22 protein-coding genes are annotated in these 24,679 nt (G+C 69.8%); 17 read left to right on the top strand and 5 right to left on the bottom strand.

The annotated features are described in order from the left end of the window. Positions 1 to 19: 19 nt before the first annotated feature. Positions 20 to 1,363 (bottom strand): mechanosensitive ion channel family protein, encoded by a 1,344-nt coding sequence (locus J2P76_RS15940; protein WP_207408657.1) that lies wholly within the window; start codon positions 1,361 to 1,363, stop codon positions 20 to 22. A gap of 108 nt (positions 1,364 to 1,471) precedes the next feature. Here J2P76_RS15940 and argH point away from each other — a divergent pair, with 108 nt between their 5' ends. After that, positions 1,472 to 2,887, top strand: coding sequence for an argininosuccinate lyase (argH, locus tag J2P76_RS15935; RefSeq protein WP_207408656.1), 1,416 nt, complete (start codon positions 1,472 to 1,474; stop codon positions 2,885 to 2,887). Positions 2,888 to 3,074: 187 nt separating this feature from the next. Here argH and J2P76_RS15930 read toward each other — a convergent pair whose 3' ends face one another. Continuing rightward, a complete protein-coding gene (locus tag J2P76_RS15930; RefSeq protein ID WP_207408655.1) occupies positions 3,075 to 3,983 on the bottom strand; it encodes a helix-turn-helix transcriptional regulator in 909 nt (302 codons plus the stop codon). A gap of 183 nt (positions 3,984 to 4,166) precedes the next feature. Here J2P76_RS15930 and J2P76_RS15925 point away from each other — a divergent pair, with 183 nt between their 5' ends. From J2P76_RS15925 to J2P76_RS15885, 9 genes are read left to right on the top strand one after another with little or no spacing between them, the layout of a single operon-like run. After that, complete coding sequence (locus J2P76_RS15925) at positions 4,167 to 4,637, top strand: DUF4863 family protein (protein WP_207408654.1); 471 nt, start codon at positions 4,167 to 4,169, stop codon at positions 4,635 to 4,637. A 22-nt stretch (positions 4,638 to 4,659) separates the two neighbouring features. Beyond that, positions 4,660 to 6,222, top strand: a complete 1,563-nt coding sequence (locus J2P76_RS15920; protein WP_207408653.1) for a 3,4-dehydroadipyl-CoA semialdehyde dehydrogenase — start codon at positions 4,660 to 4,662, stop codon at positions 6,220 to 6,222. Between the two features lie 39 nt (positions 6,223 to 6,261). Further along, complete coding sequence (locus J2P76_RS15915; protein WP_207408652.1) at positions 6,262 to 7,821, top strand: benzoate-CoA ligase family protein; 1,560 nt, start codon at positions 6,262 to 6,264, stop codon at positions 7,819 to 7,821. Then, on the top strand, positions 7,818 to 8,654 hold the full coding sequence (locus tag J2P76_RS15910; protein ID WP_207408651.1) for an alpha/beta fold hydrolase: 837 nt from the start codon (positions 7,818 to 7,820) through the stop codon (positions 8,652 to 8,654). Before J2P76_RS15915 ends, J2P76_RS15910 begins: the two co-directional genes overlap by 4 nt. Before the next feature lie 36 nt (positions 8,655 to 8,690). Beyond that, the gene (locus tag J2P76_RS15905; RefSeq protein ID WP_207408650.1) at positions 8,691 to 9,854 is read left to right on the top strand and encodes an ABC transporter substrate-binding protein; all 1,164 of its coding nucleotides are present in this window, start codon (positions 8,691 to 8,693) and stop codon (positions 9,852 to 9,854) included. A 22-nt stretch (positions 9,855 to 9,876) separates the two neighbouring features. Next, on the top strand, positions 9,877 to 10,758 hold the full coding sequence (locus tag J2P76_RS15900) for a branched-chain amino acid ABC transporter permease (protein ID WP_207408649.1): 882 nt from the start codon (positions 9,877 to 9,879) through the stop codon (positions 10,756 to 10,758). Between the two features lie 4 nt (positions 10,759 to 10,762). Continuing rightward, positions 10,763 to 11,818 (top strand): branched-chain amino acid ABC transporter permease, encoded by a 1,056-nt coding sequence (locus J2P76_RS15895; protein ID WP_207408648.1) that lies wholly within the window; start codon positions 10,763 to 10,765, stop codon positions 11,816 to 11,818. Continuing rightward, entirely contained in the window at positions 11,811 to 12,569 is a 759-nt protein-coding gene (locus J2P76_RS15890; protein ID WP_207408647.1) for an ABC transporter ATP-binding protein, read from the top strand. Before J2P76_RS15895 ends, J2P76_RS15890 begins: the two co-directional genes overlap by 8 nt. Then, positions 12,557 to 13,267, top strand: coding sequence for an ABC transporter ATP-binding protein (locus tag J2P76_RS15885; protein WP_207408646.1), 711 nt, complete (start codon positions 12,557 to 12,559; stop codon positions 13,265 to 13,267). The genes J2P76_RS15890 and J2P76_RS15885 overlap by 13 nt, the downstream gene beginning before the upstream one ends. Before the next feature lie 22 nt (positions 13,268 to 13,289). Here the strand turns inward: J2P76_RS15885 and J2P76_RS15880 are convergent, their stop codons facing one another. Continuing rightward, a complete protein-coding gene (locus tag J2P76_RS15880) occupies positions 13,290 to 13,946 on the bottom strand; it encodes a TetR/AcrR family transcriptional regulator (protein WP_207408645.1) in 657 nt (218 codons plus the stop codon). An 88-nt stretch (positions 13,947 to 14,034) separates the two neighbouring features. On the opposite strand from J2P76_RS15880, the gene J2P76_RS15875 reads away from it, so the two are divergent. From J2P76_RS15875 to J2P76_RS15860, 4 genes are read left to right on the top strand one after another with little or no spacing between them, the layout of a single operon-like run. After that, on the top strand, positions 14,035 to 15,525 hold the full coding sequence (locus J2P76_RS15875) for an efflux transporter outer membrane subunit (protein WP_207408644.1): 1,491 nt from the start codon (positions 14,035 to 14,037) through the stop codon (positions 15,523 to 15,525). Further along, the gene (locus tag J2P76_RS15870) at positions 15,522 to 17,060 is read left to right on the top strand and encodes an MFS transporter (RefSeq protein ID WP_347565324.1); all 1,539 of its coding nucleotides are present in this window, start codon (positions 15,522 to 15,524) and stop codon (positions 17,058 to 17,060) included. Before J2P76_RS15875 ends, J2P76_RS15870 begins: the two co-directional genes overlap by 4 nt. A gap of 9 nt (positions 17,061 to 17,069) precedes the next feature. Then, positions 17,070 to 18,125 carry an HlyD family secretion protein gene (locus tag J2P76_RS15865; protein WP_207408643.1) on the top strand — a complete coding sequence of 352 codons (1,056 nt, stop codon included), beginning with the start codon at positions 17,070 to 17,072 and terminating at the stop codon, positions 18,123 to 18,125. Next, entirely contained in the window at positions 18,122 to 18,595 is a 474-nt protein-coding gene (locus tag J2P76_RS15860) for a LysR family transcriptional regulator (RefSeq protein WP_242697385.1), read from the top strand. The genes J2P76_RS15865 and J2P76_RS15860 overlap by 4 nt, the downstream gene beginning before the upstream one ends. Before the next feature lie 154 nt (positions 18,596 to 18,749). Here J2P76_RS15860 and J2P76_RS15855 read toward each other — a convergent pair whose 3' ends face one another. Together J2P76_RS15855 and J2P76_RS15850 are read right to left on the bottom strand one after the other, a co-directional pair. After that, positions 18,750 to 20,309 carry an acetolactate synthase large subunit gene (locus J2P76_RS15855; protein ID WP_207408642.1) on the bottom strand — a complete coding sequence of 520 codons (1,560 nt, stop codon included), beginning with the start codon at positions 20,307 to 20,309 and terminating at the stop codon, positions 18,750 to 18,752. A 146-nt stretch (positions 20,310 to 20,455) separates the two neighbouring features. After that, positions 20,456 to 21,739, bottom strand: coding sequence for an MFS transporter (locus tag J2P76_RS15850; protein WP_207408641.1), 1,284 nt, complete (start codon positions 21,737 to 21,739; stop codon positions 20,456 to 20,458). A 122-nt stretch (positions 21,740 to 21,861) separates the two neighbouring features. On the opposite strand from J2P76_RS15850, the gene J2P76_RS15845 reads away from it, so the two are divergent. The 3 genes from J2P76_RS15845 to J2P76_RS15835 all read left to right on the top strand — a co-directional run bounded on the left by J2P76_RS15845 (position 21,862) and on the right by J2P76_RS15835 (position 24,673). Continuing rightward, positions 21,862 to 22,779 carry a LysR family transcriptional regulator gene (locus J2P76_RS15845; RefSeq protein WP_207408640.1) on the top strand — a complete coding sequence of 306 codons (918 nt, stop codon included), beginning with the start codon at positions 21,862 to 21,864 and terminating at the stop codon, positions 22,777 to 22,779. A gap of 178 nt (positions 22,780 to 22,957) precedes the next feature. Further along, positions 22,958 to 23,968, top strand: coding sequence for a Bug family tripartite tricarboxylate transporter substrate binding protein (locus J2P76_RS15840; protein WP_207408639.1), 1,011 nt, complete (start codon positions 22,958 to 22,960; stop codon positions 23,966 to 23,968). Between the two features lie 24 nt (positions 23,969 to 23,992). Then, complete coding sequence (locus tag J2P76_RS15835) at positions 23,993 to 24,673, top strand: 3-oxoacid CoA-transferase subunit A (RefSeq protein ID WP_207408638.1); 681 nt, start codon at positions 23,993 to 23,995, stop codon at positions 24,671 to 24,673. Positions 24,674 to 24,679: the final 6 nt, after the last annotated feature.

Genomic DNA, 24,679 nt, shown 5'->3' with positions numbered 1-24,679 from the left:
GTTGAATACAGAGAGAAAATTATCGCACGCCGGCGCCCGCGCCGGCGCCGGCCCCCAGGCGGGCGCCCTCGCCGTCCAGCGCCCGCTCGCGCGCCATGTCGCGCCGCAGCGCCTCGCCCAGCCCCTGGCCCATGGCGCCGATATCGGCGCCGGACGGCTGCTGGTACAGCCGCAGGCCCAGTTCGGGCAGGATGGCCAGCAGATGGTCGAACACGTCGCCCTGGATGCGCTCGTATTCCACCCAGGCGGTCAGCGCGGTAAAGCAATAGACCTCGATGGGGATGCCGTCGGACTGCGGCTCCATCATGCGCACCATCATGGACATGTCCTGCCGGATTTCGGGGTGCCGCTTCAGGTAGGCCAGCGCATAGGCCCGGAAGGTGCCGATGTTCGTGAGCCGGCGCCGGTTGGCCGGCAATTGGGCCAGATCCGCGCCCAGCTCGCTGTTGGCCTGCAGCAGATCGGACCGCTTGGCCGCCAGGTAGTCGTGCAGCAGCCGGAAACGCATCAGGCGCTCGGCCTCGTCGTCGGCCAGGAAGCGCACGCTGGTGGCGTCGACGCGCACGGTGCGCTTGATGCGCCGGCCGCCGGATTCGAACATGTGGCGATAGTTGCGGTAGCTTTCGGAAAACAGCTTGTAGGTGGGCACCGTGGTGACGGTGTTGTCCCAGTTCTGCACCTTGACAGTGTGCAGCGCGATGTCGCGCACGAAGCCGTCGGCATTGGACTGCGGCATTTCGATCCAGTCGCCGATGCGCAGCATGTCGTTCGAGGTGAGCTGGGTGCTTGCCACCAGCGACAGCAGCGTGTCTTTGAATACCAGCAGCAATACCGCCGACAGCGCGCCCAGGCCGGAAATCATCCACAGCGGCGAGCGGTCGAGCAGGATGGACAGCACCAGCACCGTGCAGATGGCGATCAGCATCAGCTTGCCGATCTGGATGTAGCCCTTGATGGAGCGGGTTTGCGCGCGCGTGGTGGCCGAATAGGTGTCCTGCCAGGCGCTGAGCCCGCCGCTGACCGCCATGAAAATGCAGATCCAGGCCCCGGCATGGGCCAGGCGCCCCACTACCTCGACGGCGCGCTCGGCGTGCGGCACCAGGCCGATGCCCACCGACACCACCGCGAACGGCACGGCGTACCAGAAGTTGTGATAGGCCCGCCGGCGGCGCAGGGCCTTGTCCCAGTTTTCGCGGTCGGTCAGCACCAGCAGCCGGTGCGCGCAGGCCAGCACGATGCGCGCGCCCACCCATTGCGCCACCAGCGCCACCAGCACCAGGGCGCCGACGCCGACCAGCGTCTGCGCCCAGGCCTGGGTGGGCACGTATTCCCCCAGGCGCACCACCAGCCGATCCCATTCCATAGCCAAAGCCGGACTCCTTTGTATGGCCTGCACGAATTATCCAACAAGTCGCCCGCGGCCGGCGGCCCGGCGCGCGGCGCCGGGCCTGGCCCTATAATTCCGCCCATCATGGCAAAAACACCCTCTTCCGACCAAAACCAGTTCGCCAACAAGGCGCAAGCCTGGTCCGCCCGGTTCTCCGAACCGGTTTCCGAACTCGTCAAGCGCTACACGGCGTCTGTGGATTTCGACCAGCGCCTGGCGCGCCACGATATCCAGGGTTCGCTGGCGCACGCTGAAATGCTGGCCGCGCAGGGCATCATCCCGGCGCAAGACCTGGCCGACATCCAGCGCGGCATGGCCCAGATCCTGGCGGAAATCGACGCCGGCACCTTCCAGTGGCTGCTCGACCTCGAAGACGTGCACCTGAACATCGAAAAACGCCTGGTCGAGCTGGTGGGCGACGCCGGCAAGCGCCTGCACACCGGGCGCTCGCGCAACGACCAGGTGGCGACTGACATCCGCCTGTGGCTGCGCGCCGAAATCGACACACTGACCGGCCTGCTGCGCCAGTTGCGCCATGCCCTGGCCACCGTGGCGCTGGAAAACGCCGCCACCATCATGCCGGGCTTCACTCACCTGCAGGTGGCCCAGCCCGTCACGTTCGGCCACCATCTGCTGGCCTACGCCGAGATGTTCGGCCGCGACGCCGAGCGCCTGGCCGACTGCCGCCGGCGCGTCAACCGCCTGCCCCTGGGCGCGGCCGCGCTGGCCGGCACCAGCTTCCCCATCGACCGCGAACGCGTGGCCAAGACCCTGGGTTTCGACGGCGTGTGCCGCAATTCGCTGGACGCCGTGTCCGACCGCGACTTCGCCATTGAATTCTGCGCCGCCGCCGCCCTGGTCATGACGCACGTTTCGCGCCTGTCCGAAGAGCTGGTGCTGTGGATCAGCCCGCGCGTGGGCTTCATCGACCTGGCCGACCGCTTCTGCACCGGCAGCTCGATCATGCCCCAGAAAAAGAACCCCGACGTGCCCGAGCTGGCGCGCGGCAAGACCGGCCGCGTCAACGGCCACCTGATGGCCCTGCTGACCCTGATGAAAGGCCAGCCGCTGGCCTACAACAAAGACAACCAGGAAGACAAGGAAGGCCTGTTCGACACGGTGGACACCCTGCGCGACACGCTGACCATCTTCGCCGACATGGCCGGCGGCATCAAGGTCAAGGCCGACAACATGCGCGCCGCGGCGCTGCAGGGCTTTGCCACCGCCACCGACCTGGCCGACTACCTGGTCAAGCAGGGCGTGCCGTTCCGCGACGCCCACGAGGTGGTGGCCCACGCCGTGCGCGACTGCGAACAGCGCGGCTGCGATCTTGCCGACCTGCCTCTGGCCGACCTGAAGGCCTACCACCCGGGCATCGGCGACGATGTGCATTCGGTGCTGACACTGGAAGGCTCGGTGGCGGCCCGCAAGCACATCGGTGGGACGGCGCCCGAGCGCGTCCGGGAAGAGGCGCAGCGCGTACTCCAGGAGACGGCCTGACTCGTGGTTTTGGCCTGAGGTGCAGTGGNGGCAGCCTGCGCAGCAGGCCGAGGGCGCCCGCATGCGCCCGAGCCCGACGCACGTGCGCCGACACCGCCCGGCCGGACGACGCGGGACGGGGCTAGAACGCAACCCCCAACACGCAATAAATAATCCACAGGCGCATGAAGCGACCTGATCAGGCCCGCTACAGCGGCAACCCGCAGGCCTTGCGCACGCGCGCCCGCAGGCCGCCGAAGCTTTCCTGCAGGCTGAGATCGCTGGTTTCCCAGGTGAGGTCGGCCTTGGCATAGAACGCCTCGCGCCCGGCCAGGATGCGTTTCAGGTCGGCCATGGCTTCGTTGTTGCCCGACATGGGCCGGAAATCGCCCTGTGCCATGACGCGCGCCATGTGCTCATCAGGTGTGGCGCGCAGCCATACGGTGTAGCAGTGGGTAAGCAGCAGGTTCAGCGTGGCCGGTTCGGACACCAGCCCGCCCGGCGTGGCCAGCACCATTTCGGGGTAGATCTGCACTGCCTCTTCCAGGGCCCGGCGTTCGTAGCGCCGGTACGCATTGGGGCCATACAGGTTGTGGATTTCGAGAATGCTGCAGCCGGCCACCCGCTCGATTTCGCGGTTGAGTTCGACAAAGGGATAGCCCAGGTCGTCGGCCAGCATCTGCCCCAGCGTGGACTTGCCCGCGCCGCGCAGGCCGATCAGGGCCACCCGCTGGAAGCGGTTGGGGCGCTGCGCCCCGCCGCCCACGCCGAACAGCTGGATCAGGGCCTCGCGCGCGCGCTGCAGGTCGGATTCGGTGCGGCCGCTGAGCAGCTCGCGGATCAGCAGCCAGTCGGGCGATTCGGTGGTGACGTCGCCCACCAGCTCGGCCAGCGCGCAGTTGAATGCCTTGGCGATCTGCAACAGCACCAGGATGGAGGCATTGCCCACGCCGTGTTCCAGATTGGCCAGGTGGCGCTCGGATACGCCGGTGGCCTGCGACAGGCTTTTGCGGGTCATGCCGCGGATGGCGCGCAGGCGCCGCACCCGCTCGCCCAGGGCCACCAGGAAGGGTTCCCGGCGCGATTCCGGCGATTCCTTGTCTAGTGCTTGGATCATTGCTGTTCGAACTCCGAGGAAACCCTGATTTTCACGGTTTTATGCACTATAGTGCTTGACGCTAAAAGTGTGAAGCACTATTTTTCTGTTCATGCGGCCTGAAACCCGCGCATGCCACTGAAAGAAGCAATGCATTGCATGCGCCGCAGCCAGTGCGCCGACAGTGTAAAGGACGAGACCAGCATGACTACGCCAGCATCCTTCCAGCAATTGATGCGCCGCATTACAGCCCCGATCGCCGGTCTGCCGCTCGATGCCGCCCTGCAAGACCGGCTGAACCGCCAGGCCGGACCCGGCAGCGAGCTGTACCGCGAGGTGTTCGCCGCCTGTCGGCAGGGCGTGGCCGAGGGCTGGATGTGCGCCCGGGAAGGCGGCGGCATCCGCTACGGGCGGGTGGTCAAGCCGGACGAGGGCCTGGACGGGTTTTCGGTGGACGTGGTGGACATGGACAGCCTGGCCGGCCCGCACCACGCGCATCCGCAGGGCGAAATCGACCTGATCATGCCGCTGGACGAGGCCGCGCGCTTTGACGGCCACGGCGCGGGCTGGCTGGTATACGGCCCGGGCAGCGCGCACTACCCCACCGTGACCGGCGGCCAGGCGCTGGTGCTGTACCTGCTGCCGGCCGGCGCCATCGAATTCACGCGCGCATAAGGCGCCGCCAAGGAACACCGCCATGCTCGATCTTGCCAATTTCGTCGCCGGCCGCTGGGTGGCCGGCACCGGCCCAGGCACGGTGCTGCGCGATCCGGTATCGGGCGCGGCGCTGGCCCGCGCCGACAGCGCCGGGCTGGACCTGCCCGGCGCCTATGATTGGGCCCGCCGGGCGGGCGGCGCGGCGCTGCGCGCCCTGTCGTACGCCGAACGCGCCGCGCTGCTGGCGCAGGTGGCCGAGGTGCTGCAGGCCAACCGCGACAAGTATTACGACATCGCGCTGCGCAATGCCGGCACGGTGCGGCAGGATTCGGCGGTCGACATCGAGGGCGGCATCTATACCCTGTCCTACTACGCCAAACTGGGCGCGCGCCTGGCCGGGCAGGCCTGCCGCGCCGATGGCGAACCCGTGTCCCTGGCCCGCGACGATGCGTATTCGGTGCAGCACATCGCCGTGCCGGCGCGCGGCCTGGCGCTGCTGGTCAATGCCTTCAATTTCCCGTCATGGGGGCTGTGGGAAAAGGCCGCGCCGGCGCTGCTGTCGGGCGTGCCCATTGTGGTCAAGCCGGCCACCGCCACGGCCTGGCTGGCCCATGAAATGGCGGCCGACGTGCTGGCGGCCAAAGTGCTGCCCGAGGGCGCGCTGAGCCTGGTGTGCGGCTCGTCCGCCGGCCTGCTGGACGCGCTGCAAGCAGGCGACGTGCTGTCGTTCACCGGGTCGTCGGATACGGCCGCCCTGCTGCGCGCCCATCCGCGCGTGGCGCGCGACGGCCTGCGCATGAATGCCGAGACCGACAGCCTGAACTGCGCCGTGCTGGGCCCCGATGCCGCCGCGGGCGGCGCCGCGTTCGACGCGCTGGTGCGCGAGGCCGTGCGCGAAATGACGGTGAAATCGGGCCAGAAATGCACCGCCATCCGCCGCATCCTGGTGCCGCAAGAAGCCTATGCCCGCGTGGCCGACGCCATTGCGGACCGGCTGGCCGCCGTAACGGTGGGCGACCCGCGCAATGCCGACGTGCGCATGGGCTCGCTGGTCAGCCGCGCGCAGCATGACGATGTGCAGGCCGGCATTCAGGCGCTGCGCGCCGGCAGCCAGGTGCTGTTCGACGGCGGCCGGGTCGGGCTGCTGGACGCCGACCCGGCGGTGGCGGCCTGCGTGGCGCCCTGGCTGCTGGGCGCGCCCGACCCCGACGCCCACCCGCTGGCGCACGACCGCGAAGTGTTCGGCCCGGTCGCCACCCTGATGCCGTACCGCGACGCGGACCACGCCTATGCCCTGGCGCGGCGCGGTCAGGGCTCGCTGGTGGCCTCGGTGTACAGCGACGATACGGCGTTCCTGGCGGGCAGCGCGCTGGAACTGGCCGACAGCCACGGGCGCGTGCACCTGGTCAGCCCCGAGGCCGCCAAGACGCACACCGGCCACGGCAACGTGATGCCTCAGTCGCTGCACGGCGGCCCGGGGCGCGCGGGCGGCGGCGAAGAACTGGGCGGCCTGCGGGCGCTGGCGCTGTACCACCGCCGCGCCGCCATCCAGGGCGCCCCCGGGCGATTGCGGGCGCTGGCGGATGCCGCCGGGGCGGCCTGAACCGGGCCGGCCCCGCACATAGAACATCGGAGAGAGACCATGACCCCCTGCCCCATCGAGCTGAATTTCGCCAGCCACCTGGCCGCGCTGAATGCCCCGCGCGCCGCCAAGCTGGCCTATATCGACGACACGCGCCGGCTGACCTACGGCGAGCTGGCCGAGCGCGTGGCCCGCTGCGCGGGCGCGCTGCGCCAGATGGGCCTGCGCCGCGAAGAGCGCGTGCTGCTGTTGATGCACGACAGCGTCGACTGGCCGGTGGCTTTCCTGGGCGCGCTGCATGCCGGCGTGGTGCCGGTGGCCATCAACACCCTGCTGACGCCGGAAGACTACGCCTATATTGCCGGCCACAGCCGCGCGCGCGCCGCCATCGTGTCCGGCAGCCTGGCCGGCACATTGCAGGCGGCGCTGGCCCGGGGCCCGCACGAAATCGAGCACATCGTGGTGGCGCAGCCCGCCGGCCCCCTGCCCGCGCAGGCGCGCGAGTTCGACAGCCTGCTGGCCGGCGCGCCGTTGATGCCCGCGGTGCGCACCCTGGCCGACGAGATCGCGTTCTGGCTGTATTCATCGGGTTCCACCGGCAAGCCCAAGGGCGTGGTGCATACCCACGGCAACCTGTGGCACACGGTAGAGCTGTATGCCAAGCCGGTGCTGGGCATCCGCGAAGACGACGTGGTGTTCTCGGCCGCCAAGCTGTTCTTCGCCTACGGGCTGGGCAACGGCCTGAGCTTTCCGCTGTCGGTGGGCGCCACCGTGGTGGTAATGGGCGAGCGCCCCACGCCGCAGGCCGTGTTCCGGCGCCTGACCGGGCATCGCCCCACGGTGTTCTACGGCGTGCCCACCCTGTACGCCAGCATGCTGGCCAGCCCCGACCTGCCGGCGCGCGAACAGGTGGCGATGCGCGTCTGTACCTCGGCCGGCGAAGCCCTGCCGCGCGACATCGGCGAGCGCTTCACGCGTCATTTCGGCTGCGAGATCCTGGACGGCATCGGCTCGACCGAGATGCTGCACATTTTCCTGTCGAACCAGCCGGGCCAGCTGCGCTACGGCACCACCGGCAAGCCGGTGCCCGGCTACGAAGTGCAGCTGCGCGACGACGAAGGCCGGCCGGTGCCGCCCGACATGATCGGCGACCTGTACATCAAGGGGCCCAGCGCGGCGCTGATGTACTGGAACAACCGCGACAAGACGCGCCAGTGCTTCCAGGGCGAATGGCTGAAAAGCGGCGACAAGTACTTGTGCGATGCCGACGGCTATTACACCTATGCCGGCCGCAGCGACGACATGATCAAGGTCAGCGGCCAGTATGTGTCGCCGGTGGAAGTGGAAAACGTGCTGATCCAGCACGAAGCGGTGCTGGAAGCCGCGGTGATCGGCGTGCCCGACCACGACGGCCTGGTCAAGACCAAGGCCTACGTGGTGCTGCGGCCGGGCTTCGAGCCCGACGCCGACACCGGCGCGGCGCTGCAGCACTATGTGAAGCAGCACCTGGCGCCGTTCAAGTACCCGCGCCAGATCAACTTCACCGACGAGCTGCCCAAGACCGCCACGGGCAAGATCCAGCGATTCCGGCTGCGGCAGCTGGAAGAGACCTCGCTATGAGCCGCGCCGCCGCGCTGGCCGACGCCCAGGCGCCCGCCTGGGCCGATGTGCGCGCGCTGGGGCGCGACATGCGCCTGGAATGCCGCTGGATCGCGCCCGGGCGGCGCGCCGCGCCGCTGCTGGTGTTTCTGCACGAGGGGCTGGGCTCGGTGGCCATGTGGAAAGACTGGCCGCAGCGCGCCTGCGACGCGGCCGGCTGCCGCGGGCTGGTGTATTCGCGCTACGGCTACGGGCAGTCCACGCCCCGGCCGGCCGGCGAGAAATGGCCGGCGAGTTTCATGCACGACCACGCGCGCGAAGTGCTGCCCGCGCTGTTCACGGCCCTGGGCATCGACGCCGAGCGCGACCGCCCGGTGCTGGTCGGCCACAGCGACGGCGGCTCGATCGCGCTGCTGTACGCGGCGATGCATCCGCGGGCCGTGGCCGGCGTGGTGGCCGCGGCGCCGCACATTTTCGTCGAAGACGTCTCGGTGACAAGCATCGGGCAGGCGCGCCGCGCCTATCTGGATACCGACCTGCCCGCGCGGCTGGGCCGCTACCACGCCGATGCCGATTCGGCATTCTGGGGCTGGAACGATATCTGGCTGGACCCCGCGTTCCGCGACTGGAACATCCGGGACTACCTGCCGCGCATCGGCTGCCCGGTGCTGGCGCTGCAGGGGCTCGACGACGAGTACGGCACGCTGGAGCAGATCCGCGGCATCCGCCGGGCGGCGCCGCAAACGCGCCTGCTAGAAATTCCCGGCTGCGGCCATTCCCCCCACAAAGACCAGCCCGATGTTGTGATCGCGGCCGTCGCCGATTTCGTCGGCGGCCTGAACAAGCCCGGCTGAGCCACGCGCCTGCCGACAATAACCAGGAGACAGACCATGCACCACGCCCTGAATCGCGCCTTGCTCGCCGGCGCCCTGGCACTCATCGCCGGCAGCGCCGCGGCGGCCGACAAGATCAAAGTAGGCTTCATGCTGCCTTATAGCGGCACCTATGCCGCGCTGGGCACCGCCATCGAGAACGGCTTCAAACTGTATGTGGCGGAACAGGGCGGCAAGCTGGGCGGACGCGAGCTGGAATACTTCAAGGTCGACGATGAATCCAACCCGGCCAAGGCCTCGGAAAACGCCAACCGCCTGATCAAGCGCGACGAGGTCGACGTGCTGGTGGGCACCGTGCACTCGGGCGTGGCCATGGCGCTGGCCAAAGCCGCCAAGGGCAGCGACACCACGCTCATCGTCACCAACGCGGGGGCCGACGCCATCACCGGCCCGATGTGCGGGCAGGGCATCTTCCGCACCTCGTTCTCGAACTGGCAGCCGGGCTATGCCATGGGGCCCGTGGCGGCCGCCAAGGGGCACAAGACCGCGGTCACCATCACCTGGAAATACGCGGCCGGCGACGAGCAGATGAACGGCTTTCGCGAAGGCTTCGAGAAGGCCGGCGGCAAGATCGTCAAGGACCTGACGCTGCCCTTCCCCAATGTGGAGTTCCAGTCGCTGCTGACGGAAATCGCATCCATCAAGCCCGACATGGTGTTCGCCTTTTTCGCGGGCGGCGGCGCGGTGAAATTCGTGCAGGATTACCACGCCTCGGGCCTGGGCAAGAGCATCCCGCTGTACGGCACGGGCTTCCTGACCGACGGCACGCTGAAGGCGCAGGGCGAGGCCGCGCAGGGCCTGCTGACCACGCTGCACTATGCCGACGGCCTGAATACGCCGCGCGACCAGGCTTTCCGCGCCGCCTACGCCAAGGCCTACGACAACCTGCAGCCCGACGTCTATGCGGTGCAGGGCTACGACGCGGCGCAGCTGATGCAGGTGGGCCTGCAGGCCGTGCAGGGCAATATCGAAGATAAGGCCAAGTTCCGCGACGCGATGCGCGGCGCCACCATCGACAGCCCGCGCGGCAAGTTCACCCTGTCGGCGGCCGGCAACCCGGTGCAGAACATCTACCTGCGCCAGGTGGTGGGCATGGAAAACAAGATGGTCGACGTGGCGGTGCAGAAGCTGGCCGACCCGGCGCGCGGCTGCAAGCTCTGACCCGCGCAGCACGGACACCGACATGGACGCCGGCATCTTCCTCATTCAGTGCCTGAACGCGCTGCAGCACGGCCTGCTGCTGTTCCTGGTGGCCAGCGGCCTGACGCTGATCTTCGGCATCATGGGCATCATCAACCTGGCCCATGGCAGCTTCTACATGATCGGCGCCTACATGGCGTTCGCGCTGGGGCCGCTGGTCGAGCGCTGGACGGGCGGCGGCTTTGCCGCCACGCTGCTGCTGTGCGTGCTGCTGGCAGCCCTGCTGGGCTACCTGCTGGAAGCCGCGTTCTTCAGCTACCTGTACCGCCGCAACCACCTGCAGCAGGTGCTGATGACGTACGGGCTGATCCTGGTGTTCGAGGAAGTGCGCAGCCTGCTGGTGGGCAACGACGTGCACGGCGTGCCGATGCCCGCCTGGCTGTCGGGCACGGTATCGCTGGGCGGCGTGATGACCTACCCCGTGTACCGGCTGTTCATCTCGGCCGTGGGCATCGGGGTGGCGCTGCTGCTGTACTGGGTCATTACGCGCACCCGCCTGGGCATGATGGTGCGCGCCGGCGCCAGCAACCGCGAGATGATCGGCTCGCTGGGGATCGACATCAACCGCCTGTACCGCATCGTGTTCGCGGCCGGCGTGGCGCTGGCCGCGCTGGCCGGCACCATCGCCGCGCCCGTATCGTCGGTATACCCGGGCATGGGGCACGGCGTGCTGATCGTGTGCTTCGTGGTGGTGGTGATAGGCGGCATCGGCTCCATCCGCGGCGCGTTCCTGGCGGCCATGCTGGTGGGCGCGGTCGAGACCTTCGGCCAGGTGCTGTTCCCGGCCGCGGCCGGGGTGCTGGTGTACCTGCTGATGGCCGTCATTCTGCTGTGCAAGCCCGAAGGGCTGTTCAAACAGGGCTAGGCGCATGAACCTGAACCACGCAGGCAAACTGATTCCCGCCGCCGTGCTGCTGGCGCTGGCGGCGTTTCCGTGGCTGGGCGCCGATTACTACACCGGGCTGGCCGTCAAGCTGATGATCTACGCCATTTTCGCGCTGAGCCTGCAATTGCTGGTGGGCGGCGCGGGGCTGGTCAGCCTGGGGCATGCCGCCTTCTTCGGCATCGGCGCCTATGCGGCGGCGCTGCTGTCGCCCGAAGCCGAAGCCGCCGGACTGGCCTGGCTGCTGGGCGCCGCCGTGCTCGGCGCGGCCGCCTATGCCCTGCTGACCGGCGCCCTGGCCCTGCGCACGCGCGGCGTGTATTTCATCATGGTCACGCTGGCGTTTTCGCAGATGGCGTACTACGTATTCCACGACACCGACCTGGGCGGCGGCAGCGACGGCATCTACCTGTATTTCCGCCCGCAGCTTTCGCTGGGCGGCTGGCTCCCGTTCGACCTGGACCAGCCCGGCACCTACTACCTGTTCGTGCTGGCCTGCCTGGCCTTGACGTGGGGCTTTCTGGCCATGCTGGCGCGTTCGCCGTTCGGCGCGGCGCTGGCGGGCATCCGCATCAACGAGCAGCGCATGCGCGCGGCCGGCTATTCCACCTTTCCCTACAAGCTGACCGCCTATGTAGTGGGCGCGGCGCTGGCCGGGCTGGCCGGGTTTTTGTACGCGCTGAAAGACGGCTTCGTAACGCCCGAGCTGCTGGCCTGGGAGCAGTCCGGCCTGGTGCTGCTGATGGTGATCCTGGGCGGCATGGGCCGGCTGGGCGGCGCCGTGCTGGGCGCGGCCGCGCTGATCCTGCTGCAGGAACTGTTCCAGTCGCAGGCGCTGTTCGGCGACTACGCCAGGCACTGGCACCTGCCGCTGGGCCTGGCCATTATCGCGCTGGTGGCGCTGCTGCCCGACGGGCTGGCCGGGCTGCCGGCCCAGTGGCGCGCGCGCCGGGCGGCGCGCCGCCCCGCCGCCGCCGGCGCCGAAACGGCCGAGGCCGCCGCGCCGCCATCGCTGCCCCTGTCCGGAGAGCCCCATGCCTGAAGCCATGCTGGCCGCGCGCGGCATCACCTGCCGCTTCGGCGGCCTGGTCGCCGTCAACGACGTATCGCTGGACCTGCAGCGCGGCACCGTGCATGCGGTGATCGGCACCAACGGCGCCGGCAAGTCCACCCTGATCAACATCCTGTCGGGCGAACTGATGGCCAGCGCCGGCCAGGTATTGCTGGAAGGCCGCGACATCACGGCCTGGCCGCAGCCGCAGCGCGCCCGCGGCGGCCTGGGCCGCAGCTACCAGCGCTCGACCATCTTCCCCACCCTGAGCGTGTACGAGAACTGCCGCCTGGCGGCGCAGGCCGGCCGCCAGCGCTTCTGGCACTGGTGGCGCCATGCCGGCGACTGCGCGCACAGCGCCGAGCAGGCGCGCCACGCGCTGGAACGCACCGGCCTGGCCGCCAGCGCGACCACGCCGGCCGGGCTGCTGCCGCACGGCCACAAGCGCCAGCTGGAAATCGCCATGTGCCTGGCCGGCCAGCCGCGGGTGCTGCTGCTGGACGAGCCGCTGGCCGGCATGGGCCCGGAAGAAACCGAGCGCATCCTGGCCCTGCTGCAGGCGCTGAAGGCCGAGCACGCCATCCTGCTGGTGGAACACGACATGGACGCGGTGTTCGGCAATGCCGACACCATCACCGTGATGGTCAACGGCAGCGCCATCGCCTGCGGCACCCCGGCGCAGATCCGCGCCAACCCGCAAGTGCAGGACGCTTACCTGGGAGAAGGCCCATGCATGCACTGATCGATGCCAGCGGCCTGCACAGCTATTACGGGGCCAGCCACGTGCTGCGCGGCGTGGACCTGCGCATCGCCCCCGGCGAATCGGTGGGTCTGGTGGGCCGCAACGGCATGGGCAAGACCACGCTGATCCGCACCCTGATGGGCCATGTGCGCAGCCGCCAGGGCCGCCTGGCGGTGGCCGGGCGCGACTGCACGCGGGCCCAGCCGCACGCCATCGCGCGCCTGGGCGTGGCCTACGTGCCCGAGGGCCGCGGCGTTTTTCCCAACCTGAGCGTGCGCGAGAACCTGCTGGTGGCCGCGCGCCCCGGCACGCGCGGCCAGGCCGGCTGGACGTACGAGCGCGTGCTGGCCACCTTTCCGCGCCTGGCCGAACGGCTGGATCATGGCGGGCAGCAATTGTCGGGCGGCGAGCAGCAGATGCTGGCGATCGGCCGCGCGCTGACCACCAACCCCGACCTGCTGATCCTGGACGAGGCTACCGAAGGCCTGGCGCCCTTGATCGTGGCGGAAATCTGGAAGATCGTGGCCGCGATCCGCGCCACCGGCATGTCGACCCTGATCGTCGACCGCAACTACCGAGCCGTGCTGGCGCACACCGACCGCTGCCTGGTCATGGAAAAAGGCCGCATCGTGCACCAGGGCGCCAGCCCGGCGCTGGCGGCCCGGCCGGAACAGCTGGCGCGCTACCTGGGGGTGTAGGCGCGCGCTTGGTGTGCATGGTTCAACCCTTGCCGAAAGCGGCGAAGAACGTGCCCACCGCCAGGTCGGCCCAGCGTTTTTTCTGCGCCCGGGAGGGACGGCGGTCGGGCAGCAGCACGCCTTCCATCTGGGCCTGGCCGCGCACCAGGCTGAAGAACAGGCGGGCGGCCTCGTGCGCGCTGGCGTCGCCCAGATCCAGTTCGCGGTTCTGCACGCCCCGCTCGATGTGTTCGGCCACGATGCCGCAATACGCCTCGGGCCCGTTTTCATAGAACGTGCGCGCCAGCTCCGGAAAGCGCGGCGCCTCGGCCGCGGACACGCGAAACAGCGCCAGCCCCTCGGGGGCCAGGGCGAACTCCAGGTAGGCGCTGGCCAGTTCGGACAACACCGCGTGGATTCCGCCGGGAACCGAGCGCAGGGCGCGCAGGGCCTTCATGTGCTCGGCGCACTTGCCTTCGATGACGGCTGTGAACAGCGCCTGCTTGGTAGGGTAATAGGCATAGACCGTGGCCTTGGACACCCCGGCGGCGCGCTGGATCATATCGGTGGTGGCCGCCGAGAAACCGTGGGTCAGGAAGACCTCGCGCGCGGCCGTCAGCACTGCCAGTTCCTTGCCGGTGGGCTGCGGGGGCGGTTCCGGGCGCGTGCCGGAAGAAGGTGTCGTATCGGATTTTTTCATCTGTACCGTTCGGTTCAAAAACGATTGACCAGCGATCTGAAGCGACGATATCATACTGTACCGATAGGTTTAGTACAGTTCATCCGCCATGTCCTCACTCAGATCCCTGGCCCGCCGGGCCGTATTGCTGGGCATGCTCGCCGCGGCGGGCGGCTGCGCCGTGGGGCCGGACTTCGTCCCGCCCGGGGCGGATTCGGCCCGGATGCAGCTGCGGCCCAAAGAAGGCCAGCCCCGCCAGGCTCTGTCCGCCGATCCGGTGCCGCGCGAATGGTGGCGCCTGCTGAACGATCCGATACTCGATGCGCTGGTGGCCCGCGCCTGGGACGGCAACCTGGACCTGCAGGCGGCCGCGGCCCGGGTCGAGCAAAGCCGCGCCCGCGCCGGCGTGGCGCTGGCCGGGCTGTTTCCGCGCGTGGGCCTGGATGCCCGCCTGACCCGCGGGGCCATCAGTGAAAACGGCCCGATGGCGGCCCTAGGGGCCAGCACCGCCGCCACCGACCTGTGGCAGGCGGGGTTCCAGGCCGATTGGGAAATCGACCTGTGGGGCAGGCTGCGGCGCCAGCGCGAAGGGGCGGTGGCCTCGCTCGAAGCCACCCTGTACGAACAGCGCGGCGCGCAAGTGGCGTTGTCGGCCGAAATCGCGCGGCAGTATGTAGCGCTGCGCGGCGTGCAGACCCGGCTGGACATCGCCGCGCGCAACCAGGCCATCGCGGCGCACCTGGTGCGGCTGACCGAAACGCGCCTGCGCAACGGCGTGGCCACGCGCTTCGACCTGTCTTCCGCGCGCGCCCAGAAGGCCGGCATCGACGCGCTGATCCCGTCGCTGCGCGACCAGCAGAATGTCCTGCTGAACGCGCTGGCGCTGCTGGTGGGCGAACCGCCGCGCAGCCTGGATGCGCAGCTGTCGCAGCCGCGGCCCCTGCCCCAGGCCGAGCCCGAGCTGCCGGTGGGCCTGCCGTCCGAACTGGCGCTGCGCCGGCCCGATATCCAGGGCGCTTCGGCCCGCCTGCACGCGGCCACGGCCGCGATCGGCGCGGCCAAGGCGGATTTCTATCCGCGTATTTCGCTGGCGGGCGGCTTCGGCGCCAGCGCGTTCGAATCCAGCGACCTGGGCCTGTGGAGTTCGACCGAGTTCTCGATCGGCCCGCGCATCTACCTGCCGGTTTTCCAGGGCGGGCGCCTGGTGCGCATGCTGGAACTTACCGAGGCGAAGCAGCGCGAGGCCGCCATTGCCTACCGCCAGACCGTGCTGCGGGCCTGGCACGAGGTCGACGACGCGTTCAACGCCCTGGTGGCCCAGCAGGAACGCCGCGCGGCCCTGCGGCGCGCCATAACGCAAAGCCGCGACGCGCTGCGGGCGGCGCAGTCGTCTTATGAGCAGGGCGCGGCCGACTATGTCACGGTGCTGGCGGCGCAGCGCGGCGTGCTGGAAAGCGAACTGCACCTGAGCGATGCGGCGACCGGCAGCGTGCTTGCCGTGGTCTACCTGTACAAGGCGCTGGGCGGCGGCTGGGCCCCGCCCCCGCCGGACGGCGAACCCGGCCGACAGGCGCGGCACGCGCCCGGGGTGGCATCGTGAATGCGCCCGCGGCCCCGCTGCCCGCGCCGGCATCGGCCGCCGGGCATGCCCCGCCCGCGCTCAGCGCGCGCCTGGCCGCGGGCCTGCTGGGCATCTTCATCGCGGCGATGGCCGCGGGCATCAATAATCGCGTGGGCGCGCTGGCCCTGGCCGACATCCGCGGCGCGGGCGGTTTCGGCCTGGATGACGCCTCGTGGATCACCACGGCCTACACCGCGGGCGAACTGATTGCCATGCCCCTGGCGCCGTGGTTCGCCGTCACGCTGAGCCTGCGCCGCTTCCATCTGCAGATGCTGGCCGCGGGCGCGGCCATCGCCTGCGCGCTGCCCTTCGTGCGCGACCTGCACCTGCTGTTGCTGCTGCGCGGCCTGCAGGGGGTGGCCAGCGGCGCGCTGATTCCGCTGCTGATGATGGCGGCCCTGCGCTTCTTTCCGCCCTCGATCCGGCTGTTCGCGCTGGCGCTGTATTCGATGACAGCCACCTTCGCGCCGAACGTCTCGACCTGGCTGGCGGGGCTGTGGACCGACCAGCTGGTAGACCTGCGCATGGTGTACTGGCAGATCGTGCCGGCCAATCTAGTGGCGGGCCTGCTGGTGGCGTGGGGCATTCCGCAAGACCCGGCCATGCCGGAACGCTTCCGCCAGGCCAACTGGCTGGGCATCGCCTTCGGCGGCGCCGGGCTGCTGCTGCTGGCCATCGGCATCGAACAGGGCAACCGGCTGGAATGGTTTGCCTCGCCGCTGATCTGCACCTGCCTGTCGGTGGGCGCCCTGCTGCTGGCGTTCTATCTGTTCACCGAATGGCATCACCCTTCTCCCTTCATCAAGCTGCAGCTGCTGGAACGCCGCAACCTGTGGCTGGGCTTTTCGCTGTTCCTGTGCCTGCTGGTGATCTTCCTGTCGGGTTCGCTGCTGCCCGCGACGCTGCTCGGCCATGCCTGGCACTACCGCGCGCTCCAAAGCGCCCCCATCGGCCTGATGATCGGCCTGCCGCAGCTGGTGGTGGCCCCGGCCGTGGCCATGCTGCTGTACCAGAAGTGGATCGACGCCCGCAGGGTAATGGCGGCGGGCATGGCGATCACGGCGCTGGCATGCCTGCTGGGCACGCAGGTCACCAACCAATGGATGTGGGGCGAATTCACGCTGGCGCAGGGCCTGCAGGCGGTGGGGCAGCCGATGGCCATTGTCGCCATGCTGTTCCTGGCCACCAGCATGGTCGCGCCGCAGGAAGGCCCGTATGTGTCCGGCATCGTCAACCTGCTGCGGGCGCTGGGCGCGCCGCTGGGGTCGGCGCTGATCACGCGCGTCATCGAACTGCGCACGCGCTTTCACGCCGAAATGCTGCTGGACCATGCCGCGCGGGCGCAGGCGGCGCCTCCGGCCGACCTGGCGGCCCGCATCGCCGGCGAATCGACGGTCCTGTCGATCGCCGATGCGTACCTGCTGCTGGCGCTGCTGGCCCTGGCGCTCATCCCGCTGACGTACTTCTTCCGATTCATCCCCTCGCCGCGCGCGGCGGCGGGCCCCACGCAATAAAGGCCCATCATGGCACTCAACAAGAAAACAAAACTGGCGGGCAGCGCGATCCTGGTCGTTGTCGCGGTGGCGCTGGCCGTCCTTTTCAACCGCCCGGAAAGCGCGGCGGCCACGCAATCGACCGACGACGCCTACATCCGGGCCGAGATCACCTCGGTGGCGCCCGAGATCACCGGCCTGGTCAACGCAGTGGCGGTCGAAGAAAACCAGCCGGTGCGGGCGGGACAGCTGCTGGTGCAGATCGACGACCGCGAATACGCGCTGGCGGTGCGCAACGCCAGCGCCGCGCTGGCGCACGCGCGCGCCGCGGCCGACGGCATCCATGCGCAGATCGCGGTGCAGGAATCGGTGATCAGGCAGGCCCGCTCGACACTCGAGGCCGACCAGGCCACCCAGGAACTGGCGCGGCTGGACTACCGCCGCTACAAGAGCCTGGCCGCCGATGGGTCGGGCACCGTGCAGGCGCGCCAGCAAGCCAGGACCCGCCTGCAGGTGCAGCAGGCGCAACACGCCAAAGACCAGGCCATTCTGCAGGCCCAGACCGGGCGCCTGGACACCCTGCGGGCCGACGTGCTGCGCGCCCAGGCCGAGATCGAGCAGGCCGAGGCGGCGCTCGCGCAGGCCCGGCTGGACCTTTCGCGCACGCGGATCAAGGCGCCGATCGCCGGCACCATCGGCCACAAGCGGGTGCGCGTGGGCAACTACGCCCGCACCGGCGAGCCGCTGCTGACGCTGGTGCCGCTGGCCGACATTTATGTCGAGGCCAATTTCCGCGAAACACAGCTGGCGCGCATGCGCCGGGGCCAGCCCGTGCGCGTGACGGTCGATGCCCTGCCGGGCCGGGTATTCACCGGCACGGTACAAAGCCTGGGGCCGGCCAGCGGCGTCAGCTACTCGGCGATCGCCCCGCACAATGCCACCGGCAACTTCACCAAGATCGTGCAGCGCCTGCCGGTGCGCATCGCGCTGGACCCGGGCCAGGACGGCGCCGACCGGCTGCGCGTGGGCATGTCGGTGCAGCCCGAAGTCGACGTTAGCGCGCCAGAGCGGCAGGCCCGGCAATGACCCGGCCGAGCGTTTCGCTGCAGGACATTTTCATTTTTGTGGAAGTGGCCAAGCGGCGCGGCTTCACCGCCGCGGCCGAATCGGTCGGCCTGCCGATCGCCACGATCTCGCGCCGCGTATCCACCCTGGAACAGCAGCTGGGGCTGAAGCTGTTCAACCGATCGACGCGGCGCATCGAGCTGACCGCCGGCGAATTGCGGATTTCGGCGCTGCCGGGGTTGTCGGCGCTGCTGCCGGCCATTCTGGGCAAACTGCACCGGCAGTACCCGGATGTCTCGTACGACATCGAACTCGGCACGGCGCAGGCAGCGCTGTATCGCCCGGGGCTGGACCTGATGCTGCGATTCGGCGCGCGCGGATCTTCCTGGATGCGCTGGCCAGGCACCTGGGCGCGCGGCGCGATCCGCCCGGATGAAATAAGCCGAACCAGGTGGCTGGCTCCCTCGGGGTGCCGGATGCCGTCCTGTTGAGACAGCCCTTGCGCACTTCGGTGTCTGGCACGGAGCCAGACACCTGGTACTGCCAGGTGTCCGACTCCCGCAGGGTGTCGGACACCGTACAACTGAGGCGGCTGCGGCTTACTTCGGTGTCAGGCACCTGGCAATACCGGGCACGGGCTTCCGGTCAGATCAGCGCTTCGATCAGGTACGGCCCCTTGCGCGCCAGCGCGGCCTGCATGGCCTTGGTGAAGGCCTCGACCGTATCGACGCGCACCGCCTCGACGCCCATGCCGGCGGCCAGGCTGACCCAGTCCAGGCTGGGCTCTTGCAGGTCGAGCATGCGCCTGGCATTGCGGCCGGGCGCCTGCACGCCCACGTTCTTCATTTCGCCATGCAGCGTGGCATAGGAACGGTTGGCCAGGATGATCGTCAGGCAGTCGAGCTGCTCGCGCGCCTGGGTCCAGAGCGCCTGCACGGTGTACATGCCGCTGCCGTCGGCCTGCAGCGTGATGACCTTGCGGTCGGGGCAGGCCACGGCGGCGCCTGTGGCCAGCGGCAGGCCGATACCGATGGCCCCGCCGGTCAGCTGCAGCCAGTCGTGCGGCGCCGAGGTGGCGCTGATGGCGGGGAACTCGCGCCCCTGCGTCACCGATTCGTCGCAGACGATGGCGTTTTCCGGCAGCAGGCGGGCCGTGATGATGTTGACGGCCGTGCCGGTCAGCGCGCCCGAGCGCGGCATGTCGGCCGACGCCGCCACCGGCAGCAGGCCGGGCGCGCCGGCGGCGATGCCCAGCTCGTCGGCCAGCCATTGCAGGGCCTGCAGCAGGTCTTGTTCGGGCGTGGCGAGCACGATGGGCGCGTGTTCTTGCGGGGCCAGCAGGCTGGGCTTGCCCGGATAGGCAAAGAACGCCACCGGCGCGCTGGCGCCCACCAGAACCAGCTGCCGCACGTCTTTCAGCAGGGCCACGGCCTGGTCCACGGGGTAAGGCACGCGGGTCACGGGGGTGCGGTTGGCGCCGCGCTCGGTGCGGCGGTTGGAAGTCGGCGACAGCAGGCGCACGCCGGTGGCCCGGGCGATGCGCCCGGCCACCGCCAGCGCCGGCTCGCGCAGCGCCATGCCGCCCAGCATCAGGGCGGCGCCCTGGCCGGCGCGGATGGCCTGCGCCGCGGCGCGCACGGCTTCCCGGGTCGTCTGCGGCGGCGCGGCCAGCTGCGCCACGGGGGGCGCCGGGGTATCGGCGGGCAGCTCGCCCCAGGCCGCGTCGGCCGGCAGGATCAGGGTGGCGATGTTGCCCGGCGCCTGGCGCGCCACGCGCACCGCCTCGGCGGCATCGGCCGCCAGGTCGCCGGCGGCCTGGGTGCGGCGTACCCAGTGCGACATGGGGCGCGCCACGCCTTCGACGTCGCTGGTAAGCGGCGCGTCGTACTGCACGTGATAAGTGGCGTGGTCGCCCACCACGTTCACCATGGGCGTGCGCGCGCGCTTGGCGTTGTGCAGGTTGGCCAGCCCGTTGCCCAGCCCCGGGCCCAGGTGCAGCAGCGTGGCGGCAGGCTTGTCGGCCATGCGCGCATAGCCGTCGGCCGCGCCGGTGACCACGCCTTCGAACAGTCCCAGCACGCAGCGCATGCGCGGCTTGCGATCCAGCGCGGCCACGAAGTGCATCTCGGACGTGCCGGGGTTGGCAAAACAAACGTCCACATCGTTGGCAAGCAGGGTATCGCAAAGGCTATCGGCGCCGTTCATGGGGGTTTCCGTTCAGCAGGGTTGCAAAAACGCGGCCGGCCGGCCGCGCGTCGGTAAGGCATCATAGGAATGGAAGCCGCCCGCGGACAGGTCCATTCCGGCCCCCAAGGATAGAACCATTGGCCGCCGCGCGCCAACGCGGCGGCCTAGCGGTCGGCGGCCCGCCGCGGCGCGGCCAGATACACCGCCAGCATCGCCAGCCCCACCGCCGCGCCCACGGTGCTGACCAGGCCCCAGCCGCCGTGGGTCCAGGCCAGCCCGGCCAGCGACGAGCCGGCCGCGCTGCCCACGAAGAACAGGCCCACGTACAGCCCGTTCATGCGGCCGCGCGCCTCGGGCCGCACCAGGTTCACGGCGCGCCGCCCCAGGGTCTGGTCGCCCGTGACGCCGGCGTCGAGCAGAATGGCCGCCAACGTCAGCACCGCCAGCGCCGCGCCAACCGGCAAGGCGCCGAGGCCGGCACTGGGCCACGCGCCGCCGGCCCAGCCGGCCAGCAGCCACGCCAGCACCACCACCGCCTGCGCCGCGATGCTGGCGCGGCGGGTATGCCCGCCGTCGCCCGCGCGCCCGGCCAGCGGCGCCACCACCACGCCTACCGCCCCGCACAGCGCCAGCATGGCCACCGCCCGCGCCCCCAGGTGGAACGGCGCCTGCGCCAGCCGCAGCGAAACCGCCGTCCAGAACAGGCTGTAGGCCGCCATGCCCAGCGCCGCGGTGGCCGCGCGCCAGCGCAGCACGGGCTCGTGCCGCAGCAGCGCGGCCAGCGACGCGATCAGCGCCGGATAGCCGGGCCCCGCCTGCGGACGGCGGCGCGGCAGCAGGCAGATCAGCGCCACCCCGGTGGCCGCCATGCCGCCCGCGAAAACCAGGTACAGCGTGCGCCAGCCCCAGGCGTCCACCACCAGGTTCGACAGCGGGCGCGACAGCAGCACGCCCACCATCAGCCCGCTCATCACGTTGCCCACCGTGGCGCCGCGCCGTTCGGGCGCCGTCATGAACGCGGCCATGGGCACCAGCATCTGTATCGCGCAGGTCGACGCGCCGCCGGCAAACACGGCGGCCATAAACACAGCGCCGCCGGGCGCGAACGCGGCCGCCAGCATGCATAGCGTGCACACCGCCAGCGTGGCGCCGATCAGCCGGCGGTTTTCCAGGCGGTCGGCCAGCGGCACCAGCAGCACCAGGCCCAGCGCGTAGCCCAGCTGCGGCAGCATCGCCAGCACGCCCACGCTGTCCAGCCCCAGGCCCAGCGACGCGGCGATCGCCGGCGCCACGGTCTGCACGGCGAACAGGTTCATGACCATTACCGCCACTGCCGTGGCGAACAGCAGCGTGCGGCCCGCGCCCAGCCCGGCGGGCGCGCCGCCGGGCGGCGCCAGCGCGGCACAGGGCGCGGCATGGGCGGGCAGGCGGGATTCAGCAAAAGACATGACGGCTCTCCGTAGACAAAACATCGGCCAGGCCAAGCCTGGGCAGCCAGTCTAGGAATTGCACCGTATTGCGTCTATTGAAATATAATTTTCTTTATTATGCGTACTTGTTTGCATACACCATGAACACACGTGACATCGAAGCCTTCGTGGCGGTGGTGGAAACCGGCAGCCTGGGCGGCGCATCGGGGCGGCTGCACCTGACGCAGCCAGGCGTCAGCCGGCGACTGCGCAACCTGGAAGACTTGCTGGGGGTGGAACTGGTAGACCGGCAGTCCAAGCCGCTGAAGCCCAGCGCCGCCGGGCTGCGCATCTACGAACTGGGCCGCGGCGTGCTGGCGGCGGTAGAGGCCCTGCGCCAGGGCGCCGCCCCCGACGTCGAGCCGTGCGGCGAATTCCGGGTAGGCGTGCCGCCCTTCCTGGCCGAACAGGCGCTGGCCGATCCGCTGGACGTCTTGCGCGGGCGCTATCCCGGCCTGCGCCTGAACGTCACCGCGGCCTGGTCGCCCAGCCTGGTGGCCATGGTGGAAAACGGCGCCCTGGATGCCGCGGCCATCATGATGCCCGACAACCAGGCGCTGCCGGCCCACTTGTGCGCCCTGCCGCTGGCGCGCTCGGCGGTGGTGATCGTGGCCTCGCCCGCGCTGGCCATCGCCCGCGACAGCAGCGGCGCCGTGCCGCTCGACGCCCTGGCCGCCCATCCGTGGGTGCTGAACCAGGACGGCTGCGGCCTGCGCACCGCCATACGCACGGCCTTCGACGCCGCGCGGCTGCCGTTCCGCATCGCGGTAGAAGCCTACGGCGCCGAACTGCAGCTGTCGCTGGCGGCGCGCGGCGTGGGCATCGGGCTGGTCACGCCCGGCGCGCTGGCCCGCAGCCGCCATCGCGAGGCGCTGGCCATCCTCAACGTGCCGGCCTTCACCACCGGGCTGCGCGCCGAACTGGTCCACCTGCCCACGCTGGGCCCGCTGGCCGCCCCGGTCGCCCTGCTGCGCGATGAGCTGATCCGCGCGCTGGGCGGCGCCTCCGGCCTGGTATAGCCGGCCGAAGTTCAGTCACCGAACACAAAAACCGCGCCCGTTCTCGAAGGCGGCGGCCAAGTCGCGCATACTTTTCCGGCGACATTGTTCGCTCAACAAGACCAACCGGCAGATCCGGAAGCGCCGCGGCCCAGCGCCAGGCAAGCCCGGCTCATGCCCATCAGGCGGAGACAAATCCATGCCCTATTCCATTTCCCGATCCGCAGTCCGGTCGAGCCGCCGCGCCGCCCTGGCCGCCCTGCTGGCAAGCGCCGTGGCCGGCATTGCCCTGCCCGGCGCCCAGGCCCAGGCCGCCGATGCCTGGCCCGACCGGCCCATCAAGGTGATCGTGCCCTACACCCCCGGCGGCGCCACCGACACCGTGACCCGCATCGTCATGGACAAACTGTCGGCGCGGCTGGGCCAGAACATCATCATCGAGAACAAGCCGGGCGCCAACAGCACACTGGGCGCCGCCATCGCGGCCAAGGCCGACCCCGACGGCTACACTTTCCTGAGCATGCTGCCCGCGTATGTGATCAACACCCACCTGTACAAGCTGTCGTATTCGCCGTCGCAGCTGGAACCCGTGGTGCACATGGCCGACCTGCCGCTGTTCCTGTTCGTGAGCAAAGACCTGCCGGTGAAAACGCTGGGCGAACTGGTCGAATACGGCCGCAAGCATCCCGACACCCTTACCTATGCGTCCAGCGGCACGGGCTCCAGCGCCCATCTCACCGGCGCCGATTTCGCGCTGCAGGCCAAGATCAAGATGACGCACGTGGCCTACAAGGGCAGCGCGCCCATCCTGACCGACCTGCTGGCCGGCCGGGTGTCGATGGTGTTCGACCCGGTGCTGGTGCCCATGCAATACGTCAAGCAAGACAAGCTGAAGGTGCTGGCGTTCACGGGCAAGAAGCGCTGGCCCAACGAGCCCGATGTGCCCACCATGGAAGAAGCCGGCTTTCCGGGCTTCGTGACGGGCTCATGGGCCGGGTTGCTGGCGCCCACCGGCACGCCCAAGCCCGTCATCGAACGCATGGCCCGCGAAATTAGCGAGATCGTGCATGAGCCCGACGTTACCAAGAAGTTCATGGATGCGGGCTTCCTGCCCACCGGCAGCACGCCGGCGGAATTCGCCGAGCTGATGCGCGCCGACTCCGAACGCTACGCGAAGATCATCAAGGAAGCCCACATCACCGTGAATTGAACCCTGCCCCAGGACGCGCGCACCATGATCGATAAATTCGTGGCCTCGACCGCCCAGGCCGTGGCCGGCATCCATGATGGCGCCACGCTGCTGATCGGCGGGTTCGGCGGGGCCGGCATGCCCACCGACCTGATCGATGCCCTGATCGAACAGGGTGCGCGCGAACTCACAGTCGTCAACAACAACGCCGGCAACCACGAAACCGGCCTGGCCGCGCTGATCAAGGCGGGACGCGTGCGCAAGATGATCTGCTCGTTTCCCAAGGCGTCGCACTCATGGGTGTTCGACGACCTGTACCGGCGCGGCCGCATCGAACTCGAATGCGTGCCGCAAGGTACCATCGCCGAACGCCTGCGCGCCGCCGGCGCCGGCCTGGGCGGCTTCTACACGCCCACGGCCTACGGCACCGAGCTGGCCGCCGGCAAGGAAACCCGCCAGATCGACGGCCGGCATTACGTATTCGAAGAACCCCTGCACGGCGATTTCGCCCTGGTGCAGGCCGACCGCGCCGACCGCTGGGGCAACCTGACCTACCGCATGAGCGCGCGCAACTTCGGCCCGGTAATGTGCATGGCCGCCGCCACCACCATCGTGCAGGTGCGCCAGCGCGCCGAACTGGGCGAACTGCCGCCCGAGGCCATCGTCACGCCCGGCATCTTCGTGCAGCGGGTGGCCGTGGTGGCCGAGCCCGGCTTTTCCAGTTGAACGGCC

The sequence above is a fragment of the Bordetella petrii genome (assembly GCF_017356245.1).
Classification (GTDB): domain Bacteria; phylum Pseudomonadota; class Gammaproteobacteria; order Burkholderiales; family Burkholderiaceae_B; genus Bordetella_A; species Bordetella_A petrii_D.
Note: the sequence above shows the minus strand (reverse complement) of the source record. Positions and strands in the feature narration are given on the sequence as shown.